A 20940-nucleotide genomic window follows, 5' to 3' on the forward strand; every position below is an offset into this window, starting at 1 on the left:
CGCCCTTGGACGAGATGAACGATCGCACCTGCATCGTTACGCGCAAACAAGCCGAACCGGATGATCTGATCCGGTTTGTCGTCGGCCCGGATTCGGCCGTCGTTCCCGACATCAAGAGAAATCTGCCCGGCCGCGGTTGCTGGGTGAGCGCCGACCGCCTACATATCGACAAGGCTGCGGCGAAGAACCTCTTTGCCCGCGCCTTCAAGGCACAGGTGGTCGTGCCGCCCGATCTTGGCGGCATGGTCGACGGGCTGCTTTCCAGGCACGCTCTGGGCATGCTTGGTCTTGCCCGCAAGGCAGGCGCAATTTCGCTTGGTGCTACCAAGGTCGAGAGCGCGGTGCGCGGCGGATTGGCGCTTTTCGTGCTGCATGCTTCCGAGGCGTCCGATGACGGCGTGCGCAAGATCAGCCAGGCGCGACGGGCGACGGTCCATCTTGGTGGGCCCGCTATCCTTGCCTACAAACTTTTCTCCGAGGCCGAGTTGAGCTTGGCATTGGGGGGTACAAATGTGATACATGCTGCCGTTCTCGCGGGAGACGCGGGCAGGGCGGTCCAGAAGCGCATGGTTGCGCTCGACCGGTATCGGGGCGGTTCCCCGGACGATCTGGCAATGCTTGCGGCTGTTGCTGACGAAGATGATGCCGCAGAGGATATGGAATGAGCGATACGAAATCGGGTGACGACAATACGCTGAGTGTGACGCCGAAGAAGACCTTGACGCTGAAGCGCCCCGGTATGGAACAGGGCACTGTGCGCCAGAACTTCTCGCACGGCCGCACCAAGCAGGTCGTCGTCGAAACCAAGAAGCGCAAGTTCTCGATGCCCGGCGACAAGCCGGAGCCTGTTGCCGCCCCCGTCTTCACACCGAAGCCGGCGGTCGTGGCCGCACCCGTCGTCGTGCCGGAAGCACCGAAGGCGCCGCCACCTCCGCCGCCACCGGCCCCGGTCGAGCGCAGCGGCATGGTGCTGAACGAACTGTCGCGCAGTGAAATGGAAGCACGCCGCAGGGCGCTCGAGGGCTCGAAGGTTCGCGAGGTCGAGGACCGCCAGCGCGCCGCCGAGGATGCCAAGCGTCGCGCCGAGGACGAAGAGCGCCGCAAGCGCGAACGCGATGAATCCGCACGCCGCCAGGCCGAGGAAGAGGCTCGGTTGCAGACCGAGGCCGAATCCCGCCGTCGGGCCGAGGAAGAGGCGCGTCGCCGCGCGCCATTGGCTGCCGAACTGGCAACAGTCGATGACGAGGAAGTGGCCAAGCCGAAGCGGGTTGGCGCCGGCGCGCCGGTGCGCCGTCCGGTCACGCCTGAAGTGGCGCGTCCGGCCAAGCCGACCAAGAGCGAGGAAGATCGCCGCCGTGGCAAGCTGACGCTGAATTCGGCATTGTCCGACGAAGATGCGCGAGCCCGTTCGCTGTCGTCGATGCGTCGCCGCCAGGAAAAATTCAAGCGCGCGATGCACAATGAGCCGCGCGAGAAAGTCATGCGCGAAGTGATCCTGCCAGAGACCATCACCATCCAGGAACTGGCGCAACGCATGTCCGAGCGCGCGGTCGACCTGGTCAAGTTCTTCATGAAGCAGGGCCAGATCCTGAAGCCGGGCGACGTCATCGACGCCGACACGGCCGAGCTGGTCGCCACCGAATTCGGCCACACGGTCCGCCGCGTCGCCGAGTCCGACATCGAGGAAGGCCTGTTCAACATCGCCGACAATGCCGAGGACCTGGTTTCGCGTCCGCCGGTCGTGACGATCATGGGTCACGTCGATCATGGCAAGACCTCGCTGCTCGACGCGATCCGCAACGCCAATGTCGTCTCCGGCGAAGCCGGCGGCATCACCCAGCATATCGGCGCCTACCAGGTCGAGAAGAATGGTCACAAGATCACCTTCATCGACACGCCCGGCCACGCCGCCTTCACGGCGATGCGTGCTCGTGGCGCCCAGGCGACCGATATTGCCATCCTGGTGGTTGCGGCCGATGACAGCGTCATGCCGCAGACGATCGAATCGATCAGCCATGCCAAGGCGGCCGGCGTTCCGATCATCGTGGCGATCAACAAGATCGACAAGCATGATGCCGATCCGCAGAAGGTGCGCTCCGAACTGCTGCGCCATGAGGTTTTCGTCGAATCCATGGGCGGTGAAGTTCTGGACGTCGAAGTATCGGCGACCAAGGGCACCAATCTCGACAAACTGCTTGAGGCGATCCTGCTGCAGGCCGAAATTCTCGACCTGAAGGCCAATCCGGACCGTACCGCCGAAGGCGTCGTCATCGAGGCCCAGCTCGACAAGGGCCGTGGTCCCGTTGCCACCGTGCTGGTGCAGACCGGCACGCTGATGCCGGGCGACATCCTCGTTGCCGGCAATGAATGGGGCCGGGTGCGTGCGCTGGTCAACGATCGTGGCGTGCAGATCAAGGAAGCGCCGCCGGCGATGCCGGTGGAAGTGCTTGGCTTGCAGGGCACCCCGCAGGCCGGCGATCGCTTCGCCGTGGTCAATAACGAGGCCCGTGCCCGCGAGATCACCGAATACCGCCAGCGTCTGGCGCGCGAGAAGGCGGTTGCCAAGCATGCCGGCCAGCGCGGTTCGCTCGAGCAGATGATGTCGCAATTGCAGACAAGCGGGCTGAAGGAATTCCCGTTGGTCATCAAGGGCGACGTGCAGGGGTCGATCGAGGCGATCAACGCCGCACTCGACAAGCTCGGCACCGACGAGGTTCGTGCACGCATCGTCCATGCCGGCGCCGGCGCCATTACCGAAAGCGACGTGTCGCTGGCCGAGACTTCGGGTGCCGCGATCATCGGCTTCAACGTCCGCGCCAACGTCCAGGCACGTGCCGCTGCAGCGGCGGCTGGCATCGAGATCCGCTACTACTCGATCATCTACAACCTTGTGGATGACGTGAAGGCGGCTCTGTCGGGCCTGTTGTCGCCGGAGCGTCGCGAGACTTTCATCGGCAATGCGCAGATCCTCGAAATCTTCGACATCACCAAGGTCGGCAAGATCGCCGGCTGCCGTGTCACCGAAGGCAAGGTCGAGCGTGGTGCGGGCGTGCGCCTGATCCGCGACAACGTCGTCATCCACGAAGGCACGCTGAAGACGCTGAAGCGCTTCAAGGACGAAGTTTCGGAAGTCCCCGGCGGCCAGGAGTGCGGCATGGCCTTCCAGAACTACGAGGACATGCGCGTCGGCGACGTCATCGAGTGCTTCCGCGTCGAGATGGTGACCCGGACACTCTGAGTTCGAGTGACTTGTCCATACCGGGCGGTGGTCGAAAGGCCGCCGCCCCAAGTCTATTGAGAATGCCCATATGAGACATGCGGCACGGTTCCATCCCGCGCCTCACGCTTTCAGGATTGAGAAAAATGCCCCGTCCAACCGCATCCAGCCCATCCCAGCGCATGCTGCGCGTCGCCGAACAGGTGCGCCATGCGCTATCCGAAACCCTGCAGCGCGGCGAGATCATCGATCCGCTGATCGAGAACACCGTGGTGTCGGTCTCGGAAGTGCGCATGTCGCCCGATTTGAAGGTCGCTACCGCTTTCGTCTCGCCGCTCGGCGCCAAAGATGCCGATGCGGTGGTCGAGGCGTTGAACAAGCATGCGAAATTCGTCCGTGGCCGTGTCTCCGGCGCGCTGCGGCAGATGAAGTTCATGCCGGAGTTCCGCTTCAAGCTCGACACCTCCTTCGACAATTTTGCCAGGATCAACGACCTCTTGAAATCGCCGGAAGTGGCGCGCGATCTGGGTCCTGAGGACCAGGAAAACGCGGACCAGGACAAAGACGACAACAAGGACACCGAATAGTGGCGCGTCGCGGCAAGAAGAAGGGCCGGCCGATCTCGGGCTGGCTGATCCTGGACAAGCCGGTAGGCATGGGCTCGACCGAAGCCGTCTCCAAGATCAAATGGCTGTTCCAGGCGGAAAAGGCCGGCCATGCAGGCACGCTCGACCCGCTGGCGTCCGGCATGCTGCCGATCGCGCTTGGCGAGGCTACCAAGACCGTGCCTTACGTGCAGGACGGCGCCAAAATCTATCGCTTCACCGTTGCCTGGGGACAGGAGCGTTCGACCGATGACCTCGAAGGTCCGGTGACGAAAGAATCCGACCTGCGTCCGTCGGAAGCCCAAGTGCTCGCCCTGCTGCCGAAATACACCGGCGTCATCATGCAGACGCCGCCGCAATTCTCGGCGATCAAGATCGCAGGCGAGCGCGCCTATGATCTGGCCCGCGACGGCGCGACGGTCGACATACCCGCGCGAGAGATCGAGATCGGCCGTCTGGACGTTGTCGAGCATGGCGCCGACCATACTGTTTTCGAGGTCGAGTGCGGCAAGGGCACCTATGTGCGCTCGCTGGCCCGCGACATGGGCCGCGACATCGGCTGCTTCGGTCACATCTCCGAATTGCGCCGGGTCGAGGTCGAGCCGTTCACCTCGGAAGACTTCGTCACCATCGCCGAACTGGAAGCCGCCCGTTTCGGTGTGGAGGAGGTCGACAGCTCGGACACGACAGAAGCCGCTGACAAGGCAGAGGCTGCCGACAAGGTGGAAGCGCCAATCGACTTCGACGCCATCGATGCGCTTCTGGTCGACACATCGGCTGCCCTCGATTGCCTGCCGCAGATCGCCATCAGCGATGACGCGGCAACCAAGATCCGCCTCGGCAACCCGGTCATCATCCGCGGCCGCGACGCACCGGTGGAAGCCGAAGAAGCCTGCGCCACGGCGCGCGGCAAGCTGGTCGCCATCGGTGCCATTGAGCAAGGCATGTTCAAGCCCAAGCGGGTCTTTGCCGGTTGATTCCTGTCGTCTAATGTCGAGGCGAGGACTCGCACGAGGGGAATATGGCAAAGACTGAGACCGTGAAGACGCGGGCACCGGCGAAAACGCGGCGGCCGCCGGTCGGTGCGTCGCCCGGCACGCTGATCGCCGACCCGTCGGCGCGTCGCTCGGAACTGCGTCTGACGCTGATCTCGCCCGAAAAATTCAAGACTATCGAAAATGCCAGCATCGACGACCTCAATACCCATTGCGACAAATGGCCGGTCCTCTGGCTCGACTGCACCGGCCTCGCCAACATCCCGCTGATCGAGGAGATCGGCCGCATTTTCAGCCTGCATCCGCTGGCGCTGGAGGACGTCGTCAACACCGGCCAGCGGCCCAAGGTCGACTTCTTCGAGGACCATGCCTTCGTCGTCGTCAGGATGATCGACGATGTCACCTCGCACCGCTATGAGCAGATCGCCGTCTTCTTCGGCAGCAACTTCGTCGTTACCTTCCAGGAGCGGGAAGGCGATCCATTCGATCCGGTGCGCAAGCGCATCGAAAGTTCGGCGCCCAACCGGCTGCGCGCCCGCGGCGCCGACTACCTTGCCTATGCGCTGATCGATGCCATCGTCGACAGCTATTTTCCGCCGATCGAGGCCGCCGGCGACATGGTCGACAGCATCGAGGACCAGATGCTGCATTCGCCGCACAAACACCAGATGCGGCAGCTGCATGAATTGCGGCGTGACGCCAACGTGCTGAAAGGCGTGCTGTGGCCGATGCGCGATGCGCTGGCGACGCTGATCCGCAACGATGTGCCCTATGTGAAGGCCGAGACCAAGATCTTCCTCAACGACACGCTCGACCATGCGCTCAGGCTGATCGAGCTGGTCGAGACCCAGCGCGATATGCTGACCGGCCTGATCGAGATGCACCTGTCGCTGAGCCAGGCGCGCACCAACGACGTTATCAGCTATCTCACCATCGTCTCGGTCATCTTCATGCCGCTCACCTTCCTGGTCGGCATCTGGGGCATGAATTTCGATCCGGAGTCTTCGCCCTGGAACATGCCGGAACTGAAGGCCTACTACGGCTATCCCTTGTCGCTGCTGTTCATGGCGCTTGTCGCGTTCGGGCTGATCGCCTTCTTCAAATGGAAGAAATGGCTTTGACAGGGATAAACCTGCCATTTTGGCCTGAAAAGCCGGCTTGTGAATTGGGCTGGTGTTTTCCGGGGAATTGCACTATATGCGCCGCAGCTTAGCGCTATGACGCTTTGCTTGCACCGGCCCCTGCTGGACGACATCCCGGCTGAGGGCGACCCGTTTCCTCAAACAGATAAGGAAAAACACGATGTCGATTACTGCCGAGCGCAAACAGGAATTGATGGGTGAATTCGCAACCGCCAAGGGCGATACCGGGTCTCCGGAAGTCCAGGTGGCCATCCTTTCCGAGCGCATCAAGAACCTGACCGACCATTTCAAGGACCACAAGAAGGATAACCATTCCCGCCGTGGTCTGCTTGCTCTCGTCTCCCAGCGCCGCAGCCTGCTTGATTATCTCAAGCGCAAGGACGACGCGCGCTACCAGACGCTGATCGAGAAGCTCGGTCTGCGTCGTTGACGAATTGACCGGCGGGCTTTCGAAGGAGAGCCCGCCGGTCGCGCATTCTGCCAGTCGTATCGACTGGCCAGACCCGGTTTCGATCGTGCAGAGGGCACTCGAAACCGCCCATGGACGGTCATGGGGCAGGATTGCAGGACGCTCGCGCGCGCACCGCGCCGAAACACCCGAGCCTCCCGTTGTCTTGCCCGTGGCTGCCCGAGAAAGGAAGCCAGGGAAAGGGCATCTCCGCGCACCGTGAAACGGCGCGGCCCTTTCCTCATATTAAGGACAAGAGATGTTCAATCACCACAAAGTGGAAATCGAATGGGGCGGTCGTCCGCTCATCCTCGAAACCGGCAAGATCGCGCGCCAGGCTGATGGCGCGGTGCTCGCCACCTACGGCGAGACCAAGGTCCTCGCCACCGTCGTTTCGATGAAGGAGCCGAAGCCCGGCCTCGATTTCTTCCCGCTGACCGTCAACTACCAGGAAAAGACCTACGCCGCCGGCAAGATCCCGGGTGGCTATTTCAAGCGTGAAGGCCGTCCGAGCGAGAAGGAAACGCTGGTTTCCCGCCTCATCGACCGCCCGATCCGCCCGCTCTTCGCCTCCGGCTACAAGAACGACACCCAGATCGTCGTCACCGTCGTCCAGCATGATCTCGAGAACGATCCCGACATCCTGTCGATCGTTGCCACTTCGGCCGCCCTGACGCTCTCCGGCGTTCCCTTCATGGGCCCGGTCGGCGGCGCCCGCGTCGGCTACATCAACGGCGAATACGTTCTGAACCCGCATGTCGACGAGATGCAGGAATCCAAGCTCGACCTCGTTGTCGCCGGCACCGCCGACGCTGTGCTGATGGTTGAGTCCGAAGCCAAGGAATTGGGCGAAGAGCTGATGCTCGGCGCCGTCATGTTCGGCCACAAGGGCTTCCAGCCGGTCATCGACGCCATCATCAAGCTGGCCGAAGTCGCCGCCAAGGAGCCGCGCGACTTCACCGCGCCGGACTATTCCGCGCTTGAAGCCGAGATGCTGAAGATCGTCGGCGACGAACTCAGCAATGCCTACAAGAACGTCGACAAGCAGAAGCGTTACGCCGCCGTCGACGCCGTCAAGGCGAAGGTCAAGGCAGCGTTTGCCCCGGCCGAAGGCGAAGATGCCAAGTACACTTCCGAGCAGATCGGTTCGGTATTCAAGGAACTCCAGGCCAAGGTCGTGCGCTGGAACATCCTCGACACCGGTTCGCGCATCGATGGCCGTGACCTCAAGACGGTCCGCAAGATCGTCTCCGAAGTCGGCGTCCTGCCGCGCACCCACGGTTCGGCGCTGTTCACCCGCGGCGAGACCCAGGCGCTGGTCGTTGCCACGCTCGGCACCGGCGAGGACGAGCAGTATGTCGATTCGCTGACCGGCATGTACAAGGAGAAGTTCCTCCTTCACTACAACTTCCCTCCCTATTCCGTCGGCGAGACCGGCCGCATGGGTTCGCCGGGTCGCCGCGAAATCGGCCATGGCAAGCTCGCCTGGCGCGCCATTCGCCCGATGCTGCCGAGCGCCGACCAGTTCCCCTACACGCTGCGTGTCGTCTCGGAGATCACCGAGTCCAACGGTTCGTCGTCGATGGCCACCGTCTGCGGCACCTCGCTGGCGCTTATGGATGCCGGCGTGCCGCTGGCCAAGCCCGTCGCCGGTATCGCCATGGGCCTGATCAAGGAAGGCGAGCGTTTCGCCGTTCTATCCGACATCCTCGGTGACGAGGATCACCTCGGCGACATGGACTTCAAGGTCGCCGGCACCGCCAACGGCATCACCTCGCTGCAGATGGATATCAAGATCGAAGGCATCACCGAGGAGATCATGAAGATCGCGCTGGACCAGGCCAAGGATGGCCGCCAGCACATCCTCGGCGAGATGGCGCATGCTCTGACCGGCGCGCGTTCGGAACTGGGTGAGTTCGCACCGCGCATCGAAGTGATGCACATCCCGACCGACAAGATCCGTGACGTGATCGGCTCGGGCGGCAAGGTGATCCGCGAGATCGTCGAAAAGACCGGCGCCAAGATCAACATCGAGGACGACGGCACGGTCAAGATCGCTTCGTCCAATGCCAAGGAGATCGAGGCGGCGAAGAAGTGGATCCACACCATCGTCGCCGAGCCGGAAGTCGGCGAGATCTACGAAGGTACGGTCGTCAAGACCGCGGACTTCGGCGCTTTCGTCAACTTCTTCGGCCCGCGTGACGGCCTCGTCCACATCTCGCAGCTTGCCAACGACCGGGTCGCCAAGACCTCGGACGTGGTCAAGGAAGGCGACAAGGTCTGGGTCAAGCTGATGGGCTTCGACGAGCGCGGCAAGGTCCGCCTGTCGATGAAGGTCGTCGACCAGGCCACCGGCAAGGAACTCGCCCGCGACAAGAAGACCGAAGGCGAAGAAAACGCCGCCTGATTGGTCTGAGATCATGAATCGAAACGGGCGCGGCTTATGTCGCGCCCGTTTTCATTTTCAGCCTGGGTTTCAAAGCGCTTAGACAAGTCGAGATCGAACAATGTCCGCCGAGCCGTTGAAGACGCTTTTCCATCCCTTCGAGGCGGAGGCTGTTGCTTTGCCGGGAAAGGGCACGCGCGCCCTGTTTTTCGGCGCTGAGCCGGGTTTTCGCCTGCCTGAAGGCTTTGAGGCGACGCTTCACCTCGTACAGGGCTTCCGGCCGCATTTTAGCGTGCTGCAGGCGTCTGGCTTCGTCGTCACCGCGCAAGTGGAAGGCGATGGCTTCGATATGGCACTTGTGCTTGCCGGCCGGCATCGCGGCTTGAACGAAGTGCGCATCGCGCAGGCGCTTGAGTGCGTGGCGCCGGGCGGCCTGGTCGTCATTGCCGGCGGCAAGGACGATGGCATTGCCAGCCTGCGCAAGCGCGTTGACGAGCTTGTGCCGCTTGAAGGCCATTTGCCCAAATATCACGGCATTGCCTTCTGGCTGCGACGTCCCGCCGATCTGGCCGCCGCGGAAGAATTGCGCGCTGCCAACCCCGCTCTGCTGGTTGAAGGCCGGTTCCACACCGCGCCCGGCATGTTCTCGTTCGACCGGATCGATACCGGATCGAAATTGCTGGTCGAGAACCTGCCCAATGACCTGCGTGGCAGCATTGCCGATCTCTGCGCCGGCTGGGGCTATGTGGCGGCCGAGATCGCCGCCCGCTCCCCCGGCGTTCAGGCGCTCGACCTCTATGAGGCCGATTTCGCCGCGCTTGAAGCCGCGAAGCTCAATCTGGCAGCGGTCAGCCAGCCGACCGCCAGGAATTTCTTCTGGATCGATCTGCTGAAGGAACCAGTCGAGAAGCGCTACGACGCGATTGCCATGAACCCGCCCTTTCACCGCAGCCGGGCGGCCGAGCCGGAGATCGGCGCCGGCATGATCCGAGCGGCGGCCAAGGCCTTGAAGCCGGGTGGGCGGCTGTTCATGGTCGCCAACCGTCAGCTTCCCTACGAACCGATCTTGGCGGCTGTCTTTTCGAGCCATGCCGAACTCGCTCGTGACGGCATGTTCAAGGTGCTTTCCGCTCGTCGTTGAAGCATGATCCCGAAAGTGGATACCGGTTTCGGAAAAGATCATGCTCAAAAACAGATATCGCGTCGCACTCAATGCAGATTGGCAACGCGCCGGACCTCATCGGTGATATGCACGTCGCCGACCCTGATCTTGAGGGGGGCGGGCCTGCCATACAGGTAGCCTTGCACCACCTCGCAGCCGGCTGCCCTGAGCAGTGTCGCCTGGCTTTCGGTCTCGACGCCTTCGGCAATGATGCTGACGCCGAGCGCGCGCGAAAGCCCGACGATGGTCGAGACGACCGCGCCGGAGCTGGAATCTGTGTCGAGGCGGCTGACGAAGGACCGGTCGATCTTCAGCTTGCCGAATGAGAAATCGATCAGGTAGCTCAAATTGGAATAGCCGGTGCCGAAATCATCGACGGCGACCGAAATGCCGATATCCGCAAGCTCCTTCAGGATGGCGGCGGCGCGGTCGCGATCCTGCATCATCGCCGTCTCGGTCACTTCCAGTTCCAGCCGTGACGGCTTGATGCCGGTGCTCGTCATGGTGTCGCGCACGATGCCGACGAAGTCCTTGGTCATGAACTGGACGGGCGAGATGTTGACGGCGACGAAGCAGTCGTCGGGCAGATGCCGGGCGTCGCTGCAGGCTTTGCGCAGCACCCATTCGCCGATCGGGCCGATCATGCCGGTTTCCTCGGCGATCGGAATGAACTCCATCGGCGGGATCATGCCGCGTTCCGGATGCCGCCAGCGGATCAGCGCTTCGTAGCCGACGATGCGGCCGGTCGGGAGATCGAGCTGCGGCTGGTAATGAAGGTCGAAGTCACCGCGCTCGAAGGCTGTGTGCAGTTCGGATTCGATCCACTGGCGATGGTCGGCGACCCTGCCCATTTCGGCATGGAAGACGGACCAGTTGCCGACGCCGCTGGCGCGCGCGTTCTGCAGCGCCAGATTGGAGCGGCGCAGGATGAGGACGGGATCGACACCGTCCTTTGGCATCGCCACGATGCCGACCGACAGGCTGACCGATTGCAGGTGCGTGCCGAGATCATAGGGCTCCATCATCTCGTCGATGAGCCTCTCTATGGTGCTTTCCAAGGACCCTGCGACTTGGTTGTCGGGGAGCAGGATCGCGAATTCACCGGCGCCGATGCGTCCGATCAGCGCGCGCGGCGGCACGCACGTCTTCAAGCGCTTGGTGAAGGCGCGGATCAGCTCGTCGCCCTGGCTGTAGCCGATGGCGTCATTGATCTGCTTGAACCGGTCGATGTCGATATCGATGAGGAACATCGGCTCGCCGGTCCGGCTGGTCGCGCATGCCGCCTCGGCAATCTTGCCGACCATCGCCGGACGTGCCACCAGGCCGGTCAGCTTGTCAAAATGGGTTTCCGTGAAGACGAAATCCGCCGATTCATCGACGCCGGCGAAGAAGGACATCGCGGCGACCGACGCCGCCAGTGCGCAAAGAGCGGCCATCACCGAGACCATCATGTCGGCGGAGATGCCGGCAAAGCCATCGCCGAGACCGAGCTTCAGGCCCCAGAGCCCGAGGACGAAACTGCCGAGACCCGAACTCGCTATGGTGAGCAGTCGGAACACCGGTGATCGCTTCGGGTTGCTGACGGCGAGCATTGAAAGTTCCCCTGAGTACGGGGCTTTCTAGCGGATATCTCCTTAAAATGAGTTTCCGCGAATGAATCCAATTTTATTGGACCGAAAGTATTTCTTGAGCGGATCAATGCGACTGGCGCTGAAACGGGGTTTAGCCGCGCGCTTTAAGCTTCGTGTTTTCAGATGTCCGCCATTTCAAAACCGTCGCGCACCTTTGGCCGACAGGCGTTAGTCTCGCCCGCCGTCGGTCTGCTTCAATTCGTCGAGCGTCGGCATGGAAACGATGTGATAGCCGGAATCGACATAGTGGATTTCGCCGGTAACCCCGGAAGACAGATCCGACAACAGATAAAGCGCCGAACCACCGACCTCGTCGATGGTCACCGTGCGGCGCAGTGGCGAGTTTCGCTGCTGGTAGGAGAACATGTGGCGGGCGTCCGAAATGCCGGCGCCGGCGAGCGTGCGCACGGGCCCAGCCGATATGCCGTTTACCCTGATGCCGCGCGGACCGTAATCGTTGGCGAGGTAGCGCACGCTGGCCTCCAGTCCGGCCTTGGCGACGCCCATGACATTGTAGTTCGGCATGACGCGGACGGAGCCCGCATAGGTCAGCGTGATCATCGATCCGCCGTCCTTCATCAAGGTGGCCGCATGGCGGGCGACCTCGGTGAAGGAGTAGCAGGAGATCACCATGGTGCGGACGAAATTATCCCGGCTGGTGTCGGCGTAGAGGCCTTTCAACTCGTTCTTGTCGGAAAAGCCGATAGCGTGGACGATGAAATCCAGCCCGCCCCATTCGTTGCCCAGGGTCTCGAACGTGGCGGCGACCGAAGCGCTGTCCTCGACGTCGCACGGCACGACCAGCGAGGCGCCGAGCTTGTCGGCCAGCGGCTTGACCCGGCGTCCGAAGGCATCGCCCTGATAGGTGAAGGCGAGTTCCGCCCCGTGTTCGGATAATTTCCGGGCGATGCCCCAGGCGATCGAATGATCGTTGGCGACACCCATGACAAGCCCGCGCTTGCCCTTCATCAATCCGTCCATGGCCGGCAAATCCTTATGCGGAATAGCGCTGGAAAACGAGCGTGGCGTTGGTGCCACCGAAGCCGAACGAATTGGACAAAACAGTGTCGATCCTGGCGTCGTCGATGCGCTTTCGCACGATCGGCATGCCCTCGAATTCGGGGTCGAGGGTCTCGATATGGGCGCTTTCGCCGATGAAACCGCCCTGCATCATCAGGATCGAGTAGATGGATTCCTGAACGCCGGCCGCGCCCAGCGAATGGCCGGTCAGCGACTTCGTCGAGGTGATGTACGGCATCTCTGGGCCGAACACCTCGCGGATGGCGCCCATTTCCTTGGAATCTCCCACCGGCGTCGAGGTGCCATGGGTGTTGATGTAGTCGACCGGCGTGGAAACCGTGGCCAGCGCCTGGCGCATGCAGCGGACCGCGCCTTCGCCTGAAGGAGCAACCATGTCGTAGCCATCCGACGTCGCGCCATAGCCGACGATCTCGGCATAGATCTTGGCGCCGCGCGCCTTGGCATGCTCAAGCTCTTCCAGCACCAGCACACCGGCGCCGCCGGCAATGACGAAGCCGTCGCGATTGACGTCATAGGCACGGGAGGCGGTCGATGCCTTGTCGTTGAATTTCGACGACATGGCGCCCATGGCGTCGAACAGGTCCGACATCGTCCAGTCGAGATCCTCGTGGCCGCCGGCGAAGACGATGTCCTGCTTGCCCCATTGGATCAATTCATAGCCATTGCCGATGCAATGCGCCGAGGTCGAACAGGCCGACGAGATCGAGTAGTTGACGCCGTGGATCTTGAACCATGTGGCAAGCGTCGCCGATGCGGTCGACGACATTGCCTTCGGCACCGCGAACGGACCGATGCGCTTGGGACTGCCGTTCTTCAGCGTCGTTTCGGCAGCTTCGACGATGCTGCGGGTGGATGGTCCGCCCGATCCCATGACGATGCCGGTGCGCTCATTGGTGATGTCGCTCTCGCCGAGGCCCGCATCCGCGATCGCCTGGTCCATGGCGACGTGGTTCCATGCAGCACCCTGGCTCAGGAAGCGCATCGCACGGCGATCGATCATCGCCGATGGATCGAGCGTCGGCGCTCCCCAGACCTGGCAGCGGAAGCCGTGTTCGGCGAAGGAATCCGAGAAGCTGATGCCTGATCTGGCGTCATGCAGCGAGGCTTGCACCTCGTTGGCATTGTTGCCGATCGACGACACGATGCCGAGGCCTGTGACTACGACACGTCTCATTCGCAACTCCTTCCAGGGATGCTGGCCAAAGGGGGCCGGCCAGGGGTGCCGGTCAGCCGACCGCCGACTGCTTGGACAGACCGACTTTCAAATCCGTTGCCGCGTATATGGGTTCGCCATCCGCCTTCAGCCAGCCATCGGCGATGCCGAGCACCAGCCGGCCCCGCATCACGCGCTTGAAGTCGATGCCATATTCGACCTTCTTCACCGAAGGCGTGACCATGCCCTTGAATTTCACTTCGCCGGTCGACAGCGCCATTCCCTTGCCGGGTTCGCCAAGCCAGCCAAGATAGAAGCCCGTCAATTGCCACATGGCGTCGAGGCCGAGGCACCCCGGCATGATCGGATTGCCGATGAAATGGCAGGCAAAGAACCACAGGTCCGGCTTGATGTCGAACTCCGCGCGGATAAAACCCTTCTCGAAGGCGCCGCCGGTCTCGCTGATCTCGGTGATGCGGTCGAACATCAGCATTGGCGGATAGGGAAGCTGGGCGTTGCCCGGTCCGAACAGTTCGCCGCGGGCGCAGGCCAGCAATTCGTCGTACTCGTAGCTGGATTTACCCGCCATCAATCTCATCCCATATCGTTCCGGGCCATCGGGTGCCCTTGTCGTTGGTTTCCTAACACAATCTGTTTCAGGCCGGAAACCGGCGTTTGCGCTTAGCCTGCTCGTCTGCCTGGGTCAATGCGCGCTATTGATCGCATTCGGACGACAGAATATATGTCCTGAGAGGTCCGGTTTCGGCAGACGTTCATTTTTTTGCCATTCTGGGCGTGTCTTGGGGCGGAACTGTGGGGTTCGACGAGAAGATGGACCTGGACGGCCGGAAGGAAAATGTCGCTGTGGACAAGCGGGTCCGTGAAGCCGGGCTGAGGCCGACGCGTCAGCGCATTGCGCTGGCCGATCTGCTTTTCGCCAAGGGCGACCGGCATCTGTCGGCCGAGGAACTGCACGAGGAGGCGGTTGCCGCCGGCGTGCCGGTGTCGCTGGCCACCGTCTACAATGCCCTTCACCAGTTTACCCAGGCGGGACTTTTGCGCATCCTCGCCGTCGAAGGCGCGAAAACCTATTTCGACACCAACACCTCCGACCACCACCATTTCTACATCGAAGGCGAAAACCGTATATTCGACATCGACAGCGGTCCGGTGACGGTTGCCAACCTGCCGGAGCCTCCGGAAGGGATGGAGATCGCCAATGTCGACATCGTCGTGAGGCTGCGCCCCAAACGCCGCGAATGACTGGCGAGGCCGGAATCATCTGCCAAGCCAGAATTATCGGCCAGGGATGAAACCCCTCGATCTCGTAATCCGGCTCGAATGGGCGATCGTGGCACTGGCTGCCGTCATTTTCTACGGTTCGACCGGCATCTCCTGGTGGCTCTTCGGATTGCTTATCCTGGCGCCTGACCTATCGATGTCGGGCTATCTGGCCGGTCCGCGCGTCGGTGCCCTTGCCTATAACGCCTTGCACATCCTGATCGTGCCCGTGCTGCTGCTGCTCGGCGGGCACATGTGGGGCAATACGGCCGCGATGGCGGTTGCGCTGATATGGATCGCCCACATCGCCATCGACCGTGCGCTGGGCTACGGTCTGAAGCTGCCGACCGGCTTCCAGGACACCCATCTCGGCCGTATCGGGCATAAAGCCAGGACCGCGAAAGAGAATCAGTCCTTGACCCGTTCGCCGGGATAGGCGCCCCAGACGACCGACTGGGCGAGCCAGCCGGTGTGGCCGTCGAACGTCATTTCGCACCACTGGCCGTCGCAGGATTTGATCGTACCCATGACGCCAGGTTCGATCATCGCGACCACCCTTGCGTCCTTGTCGGGACTGTTGAGAAGGTTGATCCGGGTGCCCTTGCCACGCTGCCATGGTGCGACGATTGCCGTGCGTCGGCCGGAAAGCAGCGACTGGTTGATCCAGCCTTCCGAACCATCGGCATCGCGCACGCGGCGCCATGTGTCGAATTCCTGGATGATCTCCATCGGCAGGCCGGCCTTCATGTACATCCAGTCGACCGAGTAGTTGGCGCCGGGGCCGACGCGCGAGTTGACGCGGCCGGATTTCAGGCTGACGAATCGCGGCAGCGGCAGGCCGCTCGGCCCGAGCGTGACGACGCTCTGGGCAGGTGCAGCCGCACTCTGTGCCGCCGTAAGCGGAGAATAAAGCAGAGCGCCGAAAAATGCTGCACTGAGGGCCAGGCGAAGCGACGCGAAACCAGACACTTTCATTCCTTTCGGCGCTTGCCTCGGCGCCCCTTTTTCTTTGTCTTCGGCGGCACCGCTTGTTACATGGGTAATCGGCACCGCGACCGGCTTTCAGTTTCGCCGGTCTTGGTTAAAGAGGTCTCAACGAGATCGGGTTAGAGCAATTCCAGCAAACGTGTGAAGCGGTTTTGCGTTCGGAATTGCGGCAAATACTCGAGAGGGAAACAATGGCAGGCAAAAAAAGGCCTCTCGTCGTCATCACGCGCAAGCTGCCCGACCCGGTCGAGACCCGCATGCGCGAACTGTTCGACGCAAGGCTAAATGTCGAGGACCGGCCGATGACGCAGCCGGAACTGGTCGCGGCGGTCAAGGAAGCCGACGTTCTGGTGCCGACCATTACCGACAATATCGACGCGGCGCTGATCGCTCAGGCAGGCGACAACCTCAAGCTGATCGCCAATTTTGGCAACGGCGTCGACAAGATCGATGTCGCGGCTGCGGCCAAGAGGGGCATCACCGTCACCAACACGCCGAATGTCCTGACCGAAGACACCGCCGACATGACGATGGCGCTGATGCTGGCGGTGCCGCGGCGGCTCGCGGAAGGCGCCAATGTGCTCACCGGCGACAAGAAATGGGCCGGCTGGTCGCCGACCTGGATGCTGGGCCGGCGCATCTGGGGCAAGCGGCTTGGCATTGTCGGCATGGGGCGGATCGGCACGGCCGTAGCCAGGCGGGCCAAGGCCTTCGGTCTGTCGATCCACTATCACAACCGCCACCGCGTGCTGCCGGCCGTGGAAGACGGGCTGGAGGCGACCTATTGGGAAAGCCTCGACCAGATGCTGGCCCGCATGGATATCATCTCGGTCAACTGTCCCTCGACGCCGGCAACCTTCCATCTGCTTTCGGCGCGGCGGCTGGCGCTGCTGCAGCCCACCGCCTATGTCGTCAACACCGCGCGCGGCGACATCATCGACGAGGAAGCACTGGTCAAGCTGATCCAGGACGGCAAGATCGCCGGCGCCGGCCTCGATGTCTACGAGCACGAGCCAGCCTTGAACGGCAAGCTGCTGAAGCTCGCGGCCAAGAACAAGGTCGTGCTTTTGCCGCATATGGGCTCGGCGACGCTCGAGGGCCGTATCGACATGGGTGAAAAGGTCATCATCAACATCCGCGCTTTCGTTGACGGCCACCGCCCACCAGACCGCGTGCTGCCGCTCAGGACCTGATGCTGTCGCGGTGCAATATCCGTGGCCCACAAACCGTAAGATAAGACTTACGGGAGGGCTTTGCGCATGGTGACCGAAGTCGGCCTGGCATAGCCGTCATGCGCCGTCCGTTCAGTTTCGCGAAAGCCGAGGCGAGCAAAGGCCGCATGGTTTGCGGTCAACTCGATCCGCGTCTGAAGCTCGATGGCGGCCTTGCCGCGGCTGCGGGCAAGGTCTTCGACCGCCTGCATCAGCTGCCGTCCAATGCCTTGTCCCTGGCAGTCCGGCGCCACGGCGAGCTTGCCGACATAGAACTCTGCCACCTTTTCAAGGGCAAAGACGCAGCCGACGATCCGATCGCCCTTGAGCGCCACGAAGCCGGTCTCCCGCCCTGCCTTGTCCCGCAGAGTGTCTGCGGTCAAAAGGTGGGCCGAGGAGGGCGGGTCGATGACGTCGTCCATCGAGGCGAAGGCACGCATGATCAATGCGAGCACATCGTCCCAACGGTCGAAATCGGTCGGGATCCGCCTGATGGAGACTGCTTCGATCCGGCCCAAGAATTCAGCTTCTCTTGTAACGGATGGTGTCGAAGCGCGCCGCCAGCCCATCATAAAGCAGCAGCCGGCCGACCAGCGGTTCGCCCACGCCGGTGATCAGCTTGACCGCCTCCATGGCCTGCAGCGTGCCGATGACGCCGGTCAGCGCGCCAAGCACGCCGACTTCGGCGCAGGACGGCACCAGGCCCGGCGGTGGCGCTTCGGGAAACAGGTCACGATAGCCTGGGTTGGGCTTGCCGTCCTTGCCGTCTTCGAATGGCTTCAGCACCGTGACCGAGCCGTCGAAGCGTCCGACTGCGGCATGCACCAGCGGTTTCCCAGCGCTCGCGCAGGCATCGGCCACGGCGTAGCGCGTTTCGAAATTATCGGAACCGTCGACGACGATGTCATAGCGGGCGACGAGGGCAGGCGCATTGTCCGTGGTCAGCCGGAACGTATGCGGTTCGACTGTGGTATTGGGATTGATGCGGGCGATTGCCGCCTTGGCGCTGTCGGTTTTAAGCAGGCCGACAGTGTCGGTGCCGTGAATGACCTGGCGCTGCAGGTTGGAGAGCGAAACGGTGTCGTCATCGACCACGCCGAGCGTGCCGACGCCGGCGGCGGCAAGATATTCAAGCACCGGGGCGCCCAACCCGCCGGCGCCGATGACCAGCACCCGGGCCTGCTTCAGCCTCTGCTGTCCGGCGCCGCCGATTTCCGGCAGCACGATGTGGCGGGCATAGCGTTCGATCTCGTCTGCGGTCAGGGCGGCAGTGGTCATTGCCTGATCATACAGGCACGGAAAAACCTTGTCAGGGGTCTTCGGTTGGCCCAACCGTCCCGTGGTCGACGGTCAGGAATTGCGCACGGCCCTGGAGACTGGAAAACAGCGCAGCATCGGTTCCTGTCATGAATGCCTGGCAGTTCAGTTCCTCCAGGATGGAAAACAGCGCCGCGCGCCGCCCGCTGTCGAGATGCGCAGCGATCTCGTCGAGCAGCAGGATCGGCGTCATGCCCGACATTTCGCCGGTCAGCCTCGCGTGCGACAGCACGATGCCGACCAGCAGCGCCTTCTGCTCGCCGGTCGAGCAGAGCTCGGCCGGCATCGCCTTGGGGCGGTGCCGAACCACCAGGTCCGAACGGTGCGGGCCGTCGAGCGTGCGCCCGGCGGCGCGATCGCGCTCGCGGCCCTCGGCAAGCGTCCGACGGAACCGTTCCTCCACATCGACCGCCGGCGCCACGGCAATCTCGGCTTCCAGCTCGCCTGAAAGGCCGATATCGGCCTGCGGAAACGGTCCCGTGTCGGGCAGCCTGTCGATCATGGCGGCCAGCAGGCGCACCATCTCGGCGCGCGCCGCGGCAATCGCCACACCGGTTTCGGCCATCTGCGTCTCGATAGCGTCCAACCAGCGGTCGTCCCGAGAGCTTTCGGTAAGCAGTCGGTTACGACCGCGCATCGCCTTCTCGTAGTCGATCGCACGTTGCCCGTGGCCGGGATCGATCGCCAGCACCAGCCGGTCGAGGAAGCGCCGGCGATCCGCGGCCGGTCCGGTGAATAACGCGTCCATGGCTGGCGTCAGCCAAACCACGCGCAGCCATTCCAGCATGTCCTCGGCCGAACGCGCCGAAGCTCCGTTGATGCGTACCCGCCTGCCGCCTTCGCCGGCGGTGTCACCGCCGGAAATGCCTGTTCCGATCTCGACCTGGCCATCAGGTCCGTCGAGGCGGGCATGCAGCGCAAAGCCGCCGTCGCCGCCCTCGCGCGCGACATCGGCGTAGGGCGCGCGGCGCAAGCCGCGTCCCGGTGTCAAAAAGGAGATCGCTTCGAGGAGATTGGTCTTGCCGGCGCCGTTGTCGCCGGAAAAAACCACGGCACCTGGCGCCAGATCGATCGTCAGCGCCGCATAGTTGCGGAAATTAGTAAGTGTTAGCTTACTTATATGGGTCTGTGCCGGCAACCGCTATCCGCCTATAGAAGTCGCCGTAAATATCGCGCTTGCCGCCGGTCCACAACAGGACCGAAGTGCTGACACCGCGCCGCTACACGCGCATCGGCATCAGCACATAGAGTGCGGTCTCGTCGGCCATGTCGTGGATCAGCGTCGGCGAACCGGCATCTGCCAGCATGAACTTGGCCTCCGTGCCGGTCAGCTGCGCGGCAACGTCGAGCAGGTACTTGGCGTTGAAGCCGATCTCGATCGGATCGGATGAATAGTCAGCGGACAGTTCTTCGGTGGCGCTGCCTGAATCCGGATTGTTGACCGCAAGCGTCACCTGACCCTCGCTGATCGACAGCTTCACCGCGCGACCGCGTTCGGAAGAGATGGTCGAGACACGATCGACGGCGGCGGCAAAGCTCTGGCGGTCGATGATCAGCTTCTTGTCGTTGCCTGTCGGAATGACCCGCTGATAATCGGGGAAGGTGCCGTCGATCAGCTTCGAGGTCAAAACCACGCTGCCGATGGTGAAGCGGATCTTGGTGTCCGACAGTTCGGTGGTCACCGCAACATCCGGATCGTCGACAAGCTTCTGCAGCTCGCTCACCGTCTTGCGCGGAATGATGATGCCCGGCATGCCCTCGGAACCCGCCGGCGCGTCGATCTCGGCGCGCGCCAGGCGGTGGCCGTCGGTCGCCACCGAGCGCAGCTTTAGCTTGCCGCCGACCTCATGCGTGTGCAGGTAGATGCCGTTCAGGTAATAGCGTGTCTCCTCGGTGGAGATGGCGAACTGGGTCTTCTCGATCAGGCCTTTCAGGGCAACCGAGTCGAGACGGAAGATATGTGAGAAGGATCCGGCCGAAAGCTCCGGGAAGTCGGATTGCGGCAGGCACTGAAGGCGGAAGCTCGAGCGGCCAGACGTCACCGTCATGGCGTTGCCGTCCTCGTCCGTCTTCAGCATCACCTCGGCGCCATCGGCGAGCTTGCGCACGATGTCGTAGAGCAGATGTGCCGGGACCGTCGTCGCCCCGCCGCGCTCCACCTTGGCGGGCGTCGCTTCGGTCACCTCGAGGTCGAGATCGGTCGCCTTCATTTCGAGGCTGGCGCCTTCGGCGCCGAGCAGCACGTTGGACAGGATCGGTATGGTGTTGCGCCGCTCGACCACACGGTGGACGTGGTTGAGCGACTTCAGGAGATTTGACCGTTCCAGGATAACACGCATGACGAAACAGGCTCGCTTGAATGAA

Annotated in this window: 19 protein-coding genes and 2 pseudogenes; 12 read left to right on the plus strand and 9 right to left on the minus strand. The window is 62.7% G+C overall.

Going from position 1 to position 20940, the window contains the following annotated elements:
• Positions 1-14: 14 nt before the first annotated feature.
• From A4R29_RS03345 to A4R29_RS03380, 9 genes and pseudogenes are all read left to right on the plus strand, one after another.
• Positions 15-665, plus strand: a complete 651-nt coding sequence (locus tag A4R29_RS03345) for an RNA-binding protein (protein ID WP_024503463.1) — start codon at positions 15-17, stop codon at positions 663-665.
• Positions 662-3238, plus strand: coding sequence for a translation initiation factor IF-2 (gene infB / locus A4R29_RS03350; RefSeq protein ID WP_013527894.1), 2577 nt, complete (start codon positions 662-664; stop codon positions 3236-3238). Before A4R29_RS03345 ends, infB begins: the two co-directional genes overlap by 4 nt.
• Before the next feature lie 125 nt (positions 3239-3363).
• Entirely contained in the window at positions 3364-3804 is a 441-nt protein-coding gene (gene rbfA / locus A4R29_RS03355) for a 30S ribosome-binding factor RbfA (RefSeq protein ID WP_024503464.1), read from the plus strand.
• Positions 3804-4473: pseudogene (truB, locus tag A4R29_RS03360) on the plus strand (tRNA pseudouridine(55) synthase TruB); the annotation flags it as partial. The gene rbfA and the pseudogene truB (A4R29_RS03360), both read left to right, overlap by 1 nt.
• An 86-nt stretch (positions 4474-4559) precedes the next feature.
• Positions 4560-4799, plus strand: a pseudogene (gene truB / locus A4R29_RS35525) (tRNA pseudouridine(55) synthase TruB); the annotation flags it as partial.
• A gap of 44 nt (positions 4800-4843) precedes the next feature.
• Positions 4844-5938, plus strand: a complete 1095-nt coding sequence (gene corA, locus A4R29_RS03365; RefSeq protein ID WP_063171173.1) for a magnesium/cobalt transporter CorA — start codon at positions 4844-4846, stop codon at positions 5936-5938.
• Positions 5939-6077: 139 nt separating this feature from the next.
• Positions 6078-6389, plus strand: a complete 312-nt coding sequence (gene rpsO, locus A4R29_RS03370) for a 30S ribosomal protein S15 (RefSeq protein WP_269470859.1) — start codon at positions 6078-6080, stop codon at positions 6387-6389.
• A 277-nt stretch (positions 6390-6666) separates the two neighbouring features.
• Entirely contained in the window at positions 6667-8814 is a 2148-nt protein-coding gene (gene pnp / locus A4R29_RS03375; protein WP_013527890.1) for a polyribonucleotide nucleotidyltransferase, read from the plus strand.
• A 100-nt stretch (positions 8815-8914) separates the two neighbouring features.
• Complete coding sequence (locus A4R29_RS03380) at positions 8915-9934, plus strand: class I SAM-dependent methyltransferase (protein ID WP_063171174.1); 1020 nt, start codon at positions 8915-8917, stop codon at positions 9932-9934.
• 68 nt (positions 9935-10002) lie between these two features.
• Here the strand turns inward: A4R29_RS03380 and A4R29_RS03385 are convergent, their stop codons facing one another.
• The 4 genes from A4R29_RS03385 to fabA all read right to left on the minus strand — a co-directional run bounded on the left by A4R29_RS03385 (position 10003) and on the right by fabA (position 14369).
• Positions 10003-11547: a putative bifunctional diguanylate cyclase/phosphodiesterase gene (locus A4R29_RS03385; protein WP_063171175.1), complete on the minus strand. Its 1545-nt coding sequence runs from the start codon at positions 11545-11547 to the stop codon at positions 10003-10005.
• A 207-nt stretch (positions 11548-11754) separates the two neighbouring features.
• Positions 11755-12567 (minus strand): enoyl-ACP reductase FabI, encoded by an 813-nt coding sequence (gene fabI / locus A4R29_RS03390; RefSeq protein ID WP_013527887.1) that lies wholly within the window; start codon positions 12565-12567, stop codon positions 11755-11757.
• A 13-nt stretch (positions 12568-12580) separates the two neighbouring features.
• Positions 12581-13801, minus strand: coding sequence for a beta-ketoacyl-ACP synthase I (gene fabB, locus A4R29_RS03395; protein WP_063171176.1), 1221 nt, complete (start codon positions 13799-13801; stop codon positions 12581-12583).
• Between the two features lie 52 nt (positions 13802-13853).
• Positions 13854-14369 carry a 3-hydroxyacyl-[acyl-carrier-protein] dehydratase FabA gene (gene fabA / locus A4R29_RS03400; protein WP_013527885.1) on the minus strand — a complete coding sequence of 172 codons (516 nt, stop codon included), beginning with the start codon at positions 14367-14369 and terminating at the stop codon, positions 13854-13856.
• A gap of 242 nt (positions 14370-14611) precedes the next feature.
• Here fabA and irrA point away from each other — a divergent pair, with 242 nt between their 5' ends.
• Complete coding sequence (gene irrA / locus A4R29_RS03405) at positions 14612-15043, plus strand: iron response transcriptional regulator IrrA (protein ID WP_024503471.1); 432 nt, start codon at positions 14612-14614, stop codon at positions 15041-15043.
• A 46-nt stretch (positions 15044-15089) separates the two neighbouring features.
• The gene (locus tag A4R29_RS03410) at positions 15090-15497 is read left to right on the plus strand and encodes a DUF4260 domain-containing protein (RefSeq protein ID WP_063171177.1); all 408 of its coding nucleotides are present in this window, start codon (positions 15090-15092) and stop codon (positions 15495-15497) included.
• Here the strand turns inward: A4R29_RS03410 and A4R29_RS03415 are convergent.
• Entirely contained in the window at positions 15470-16030 is a 561-nt protein-coding gene (locus tag A4R29_RS03415) for an SH3 domain-containing protein (RefSeq protein ID WP_063170456.1), read from the minus strand. The genes A4R29_RS03410 and A4R29_RS03415 overlap by 28 nt on opposite strands.
• Before the next feature lie 209 nt (positions 16031-16239).
• Between A4R29_RS03415 and A4R29_RS03420 the strand changes: the two genes are divergently transcribed.
• Positions 16240-17241: a 2-hydroxyacid dehydrogenase gene (locus A4R29_RS03420; protein WP_013527881.1), complete on the plus strand. Its 1002-nt coding sequence runs from the start codon at positions 16240-16242 to the stop codon at positions 17239-17241.
• 47 nt (positions 17242-17288) lie between these two features.
• Here A4R29_RS03420 and A4R29_RS03425 read toward each other — a convergent pair whose 3' ends face one another.
• The 4 genes from A4R29_RS03425 to dnaN all read right to left on the minus strand — a co-directional run bounded on the left by A4R29_RS03425 (position 17289) and on the right by dnaN (position 20915).
• Positions 17289-17777 (minus strand): GNAT family N-acetyltransferase, encoded by a 489-nt coding sequence (locus tag A4R29_RS03425; RefSeq protein WP_013527880.1) that lies wholly within the window; start codon positions 17775-17777, stop codon positions 17289-17291.
• A gap of 4 nt (positions 17778-17781) precedes the next feature.
• Positions 17782-18537 (minus strand): molybdopterin-synthase adenylyltransferase MoeB, encoded by a 756-nt coding sequence (locus tag A4R29_RS03430; protein ID WP_013527879.1) that lies wholly within the window; start codon positions 18535-18537, stop codon positions 17782-17784.
• Positions 18538-18568: 31 nt separating this feature from the next.
• Positions 18569-19714, minus strand: a complete 1146-nt coding sequence (gene recF / locus A4R29_RS03435; RefSeq protein ID WP_063171178.1) for a DNA replication/repair protein RecF — start codon at positions 19712-19714, stop codon at positions 18569-18571.
• A gap of 82 nt (positions 19715-19796) precedes the next feature.
• Positions 19797-20915 (minus strand): DNA polymerase III subunit beta, encoded by a 1119-nt coding sequence (dnaN, locus tag A4R29_RS03440; RefSeq protein ID WP_013527877.1) that lies wholly within the window; start codon positions 20913-20915, stop codon positions 19797-19799.
• Positions 20916-20940 lie beyond the last annotated feature (25 nt).

It is taken from the genome of Mesorhizobium ciceri biovar biserrulae, assembly GCF_001618845.1.
GTDB classification, from domain to species: Bacteria; Pseudomonadota; Alphaproteobacteria; order Rhizobiales; family Rhizobiaceae; genus Mesorhizobium; species Mesorhizobium ciceri.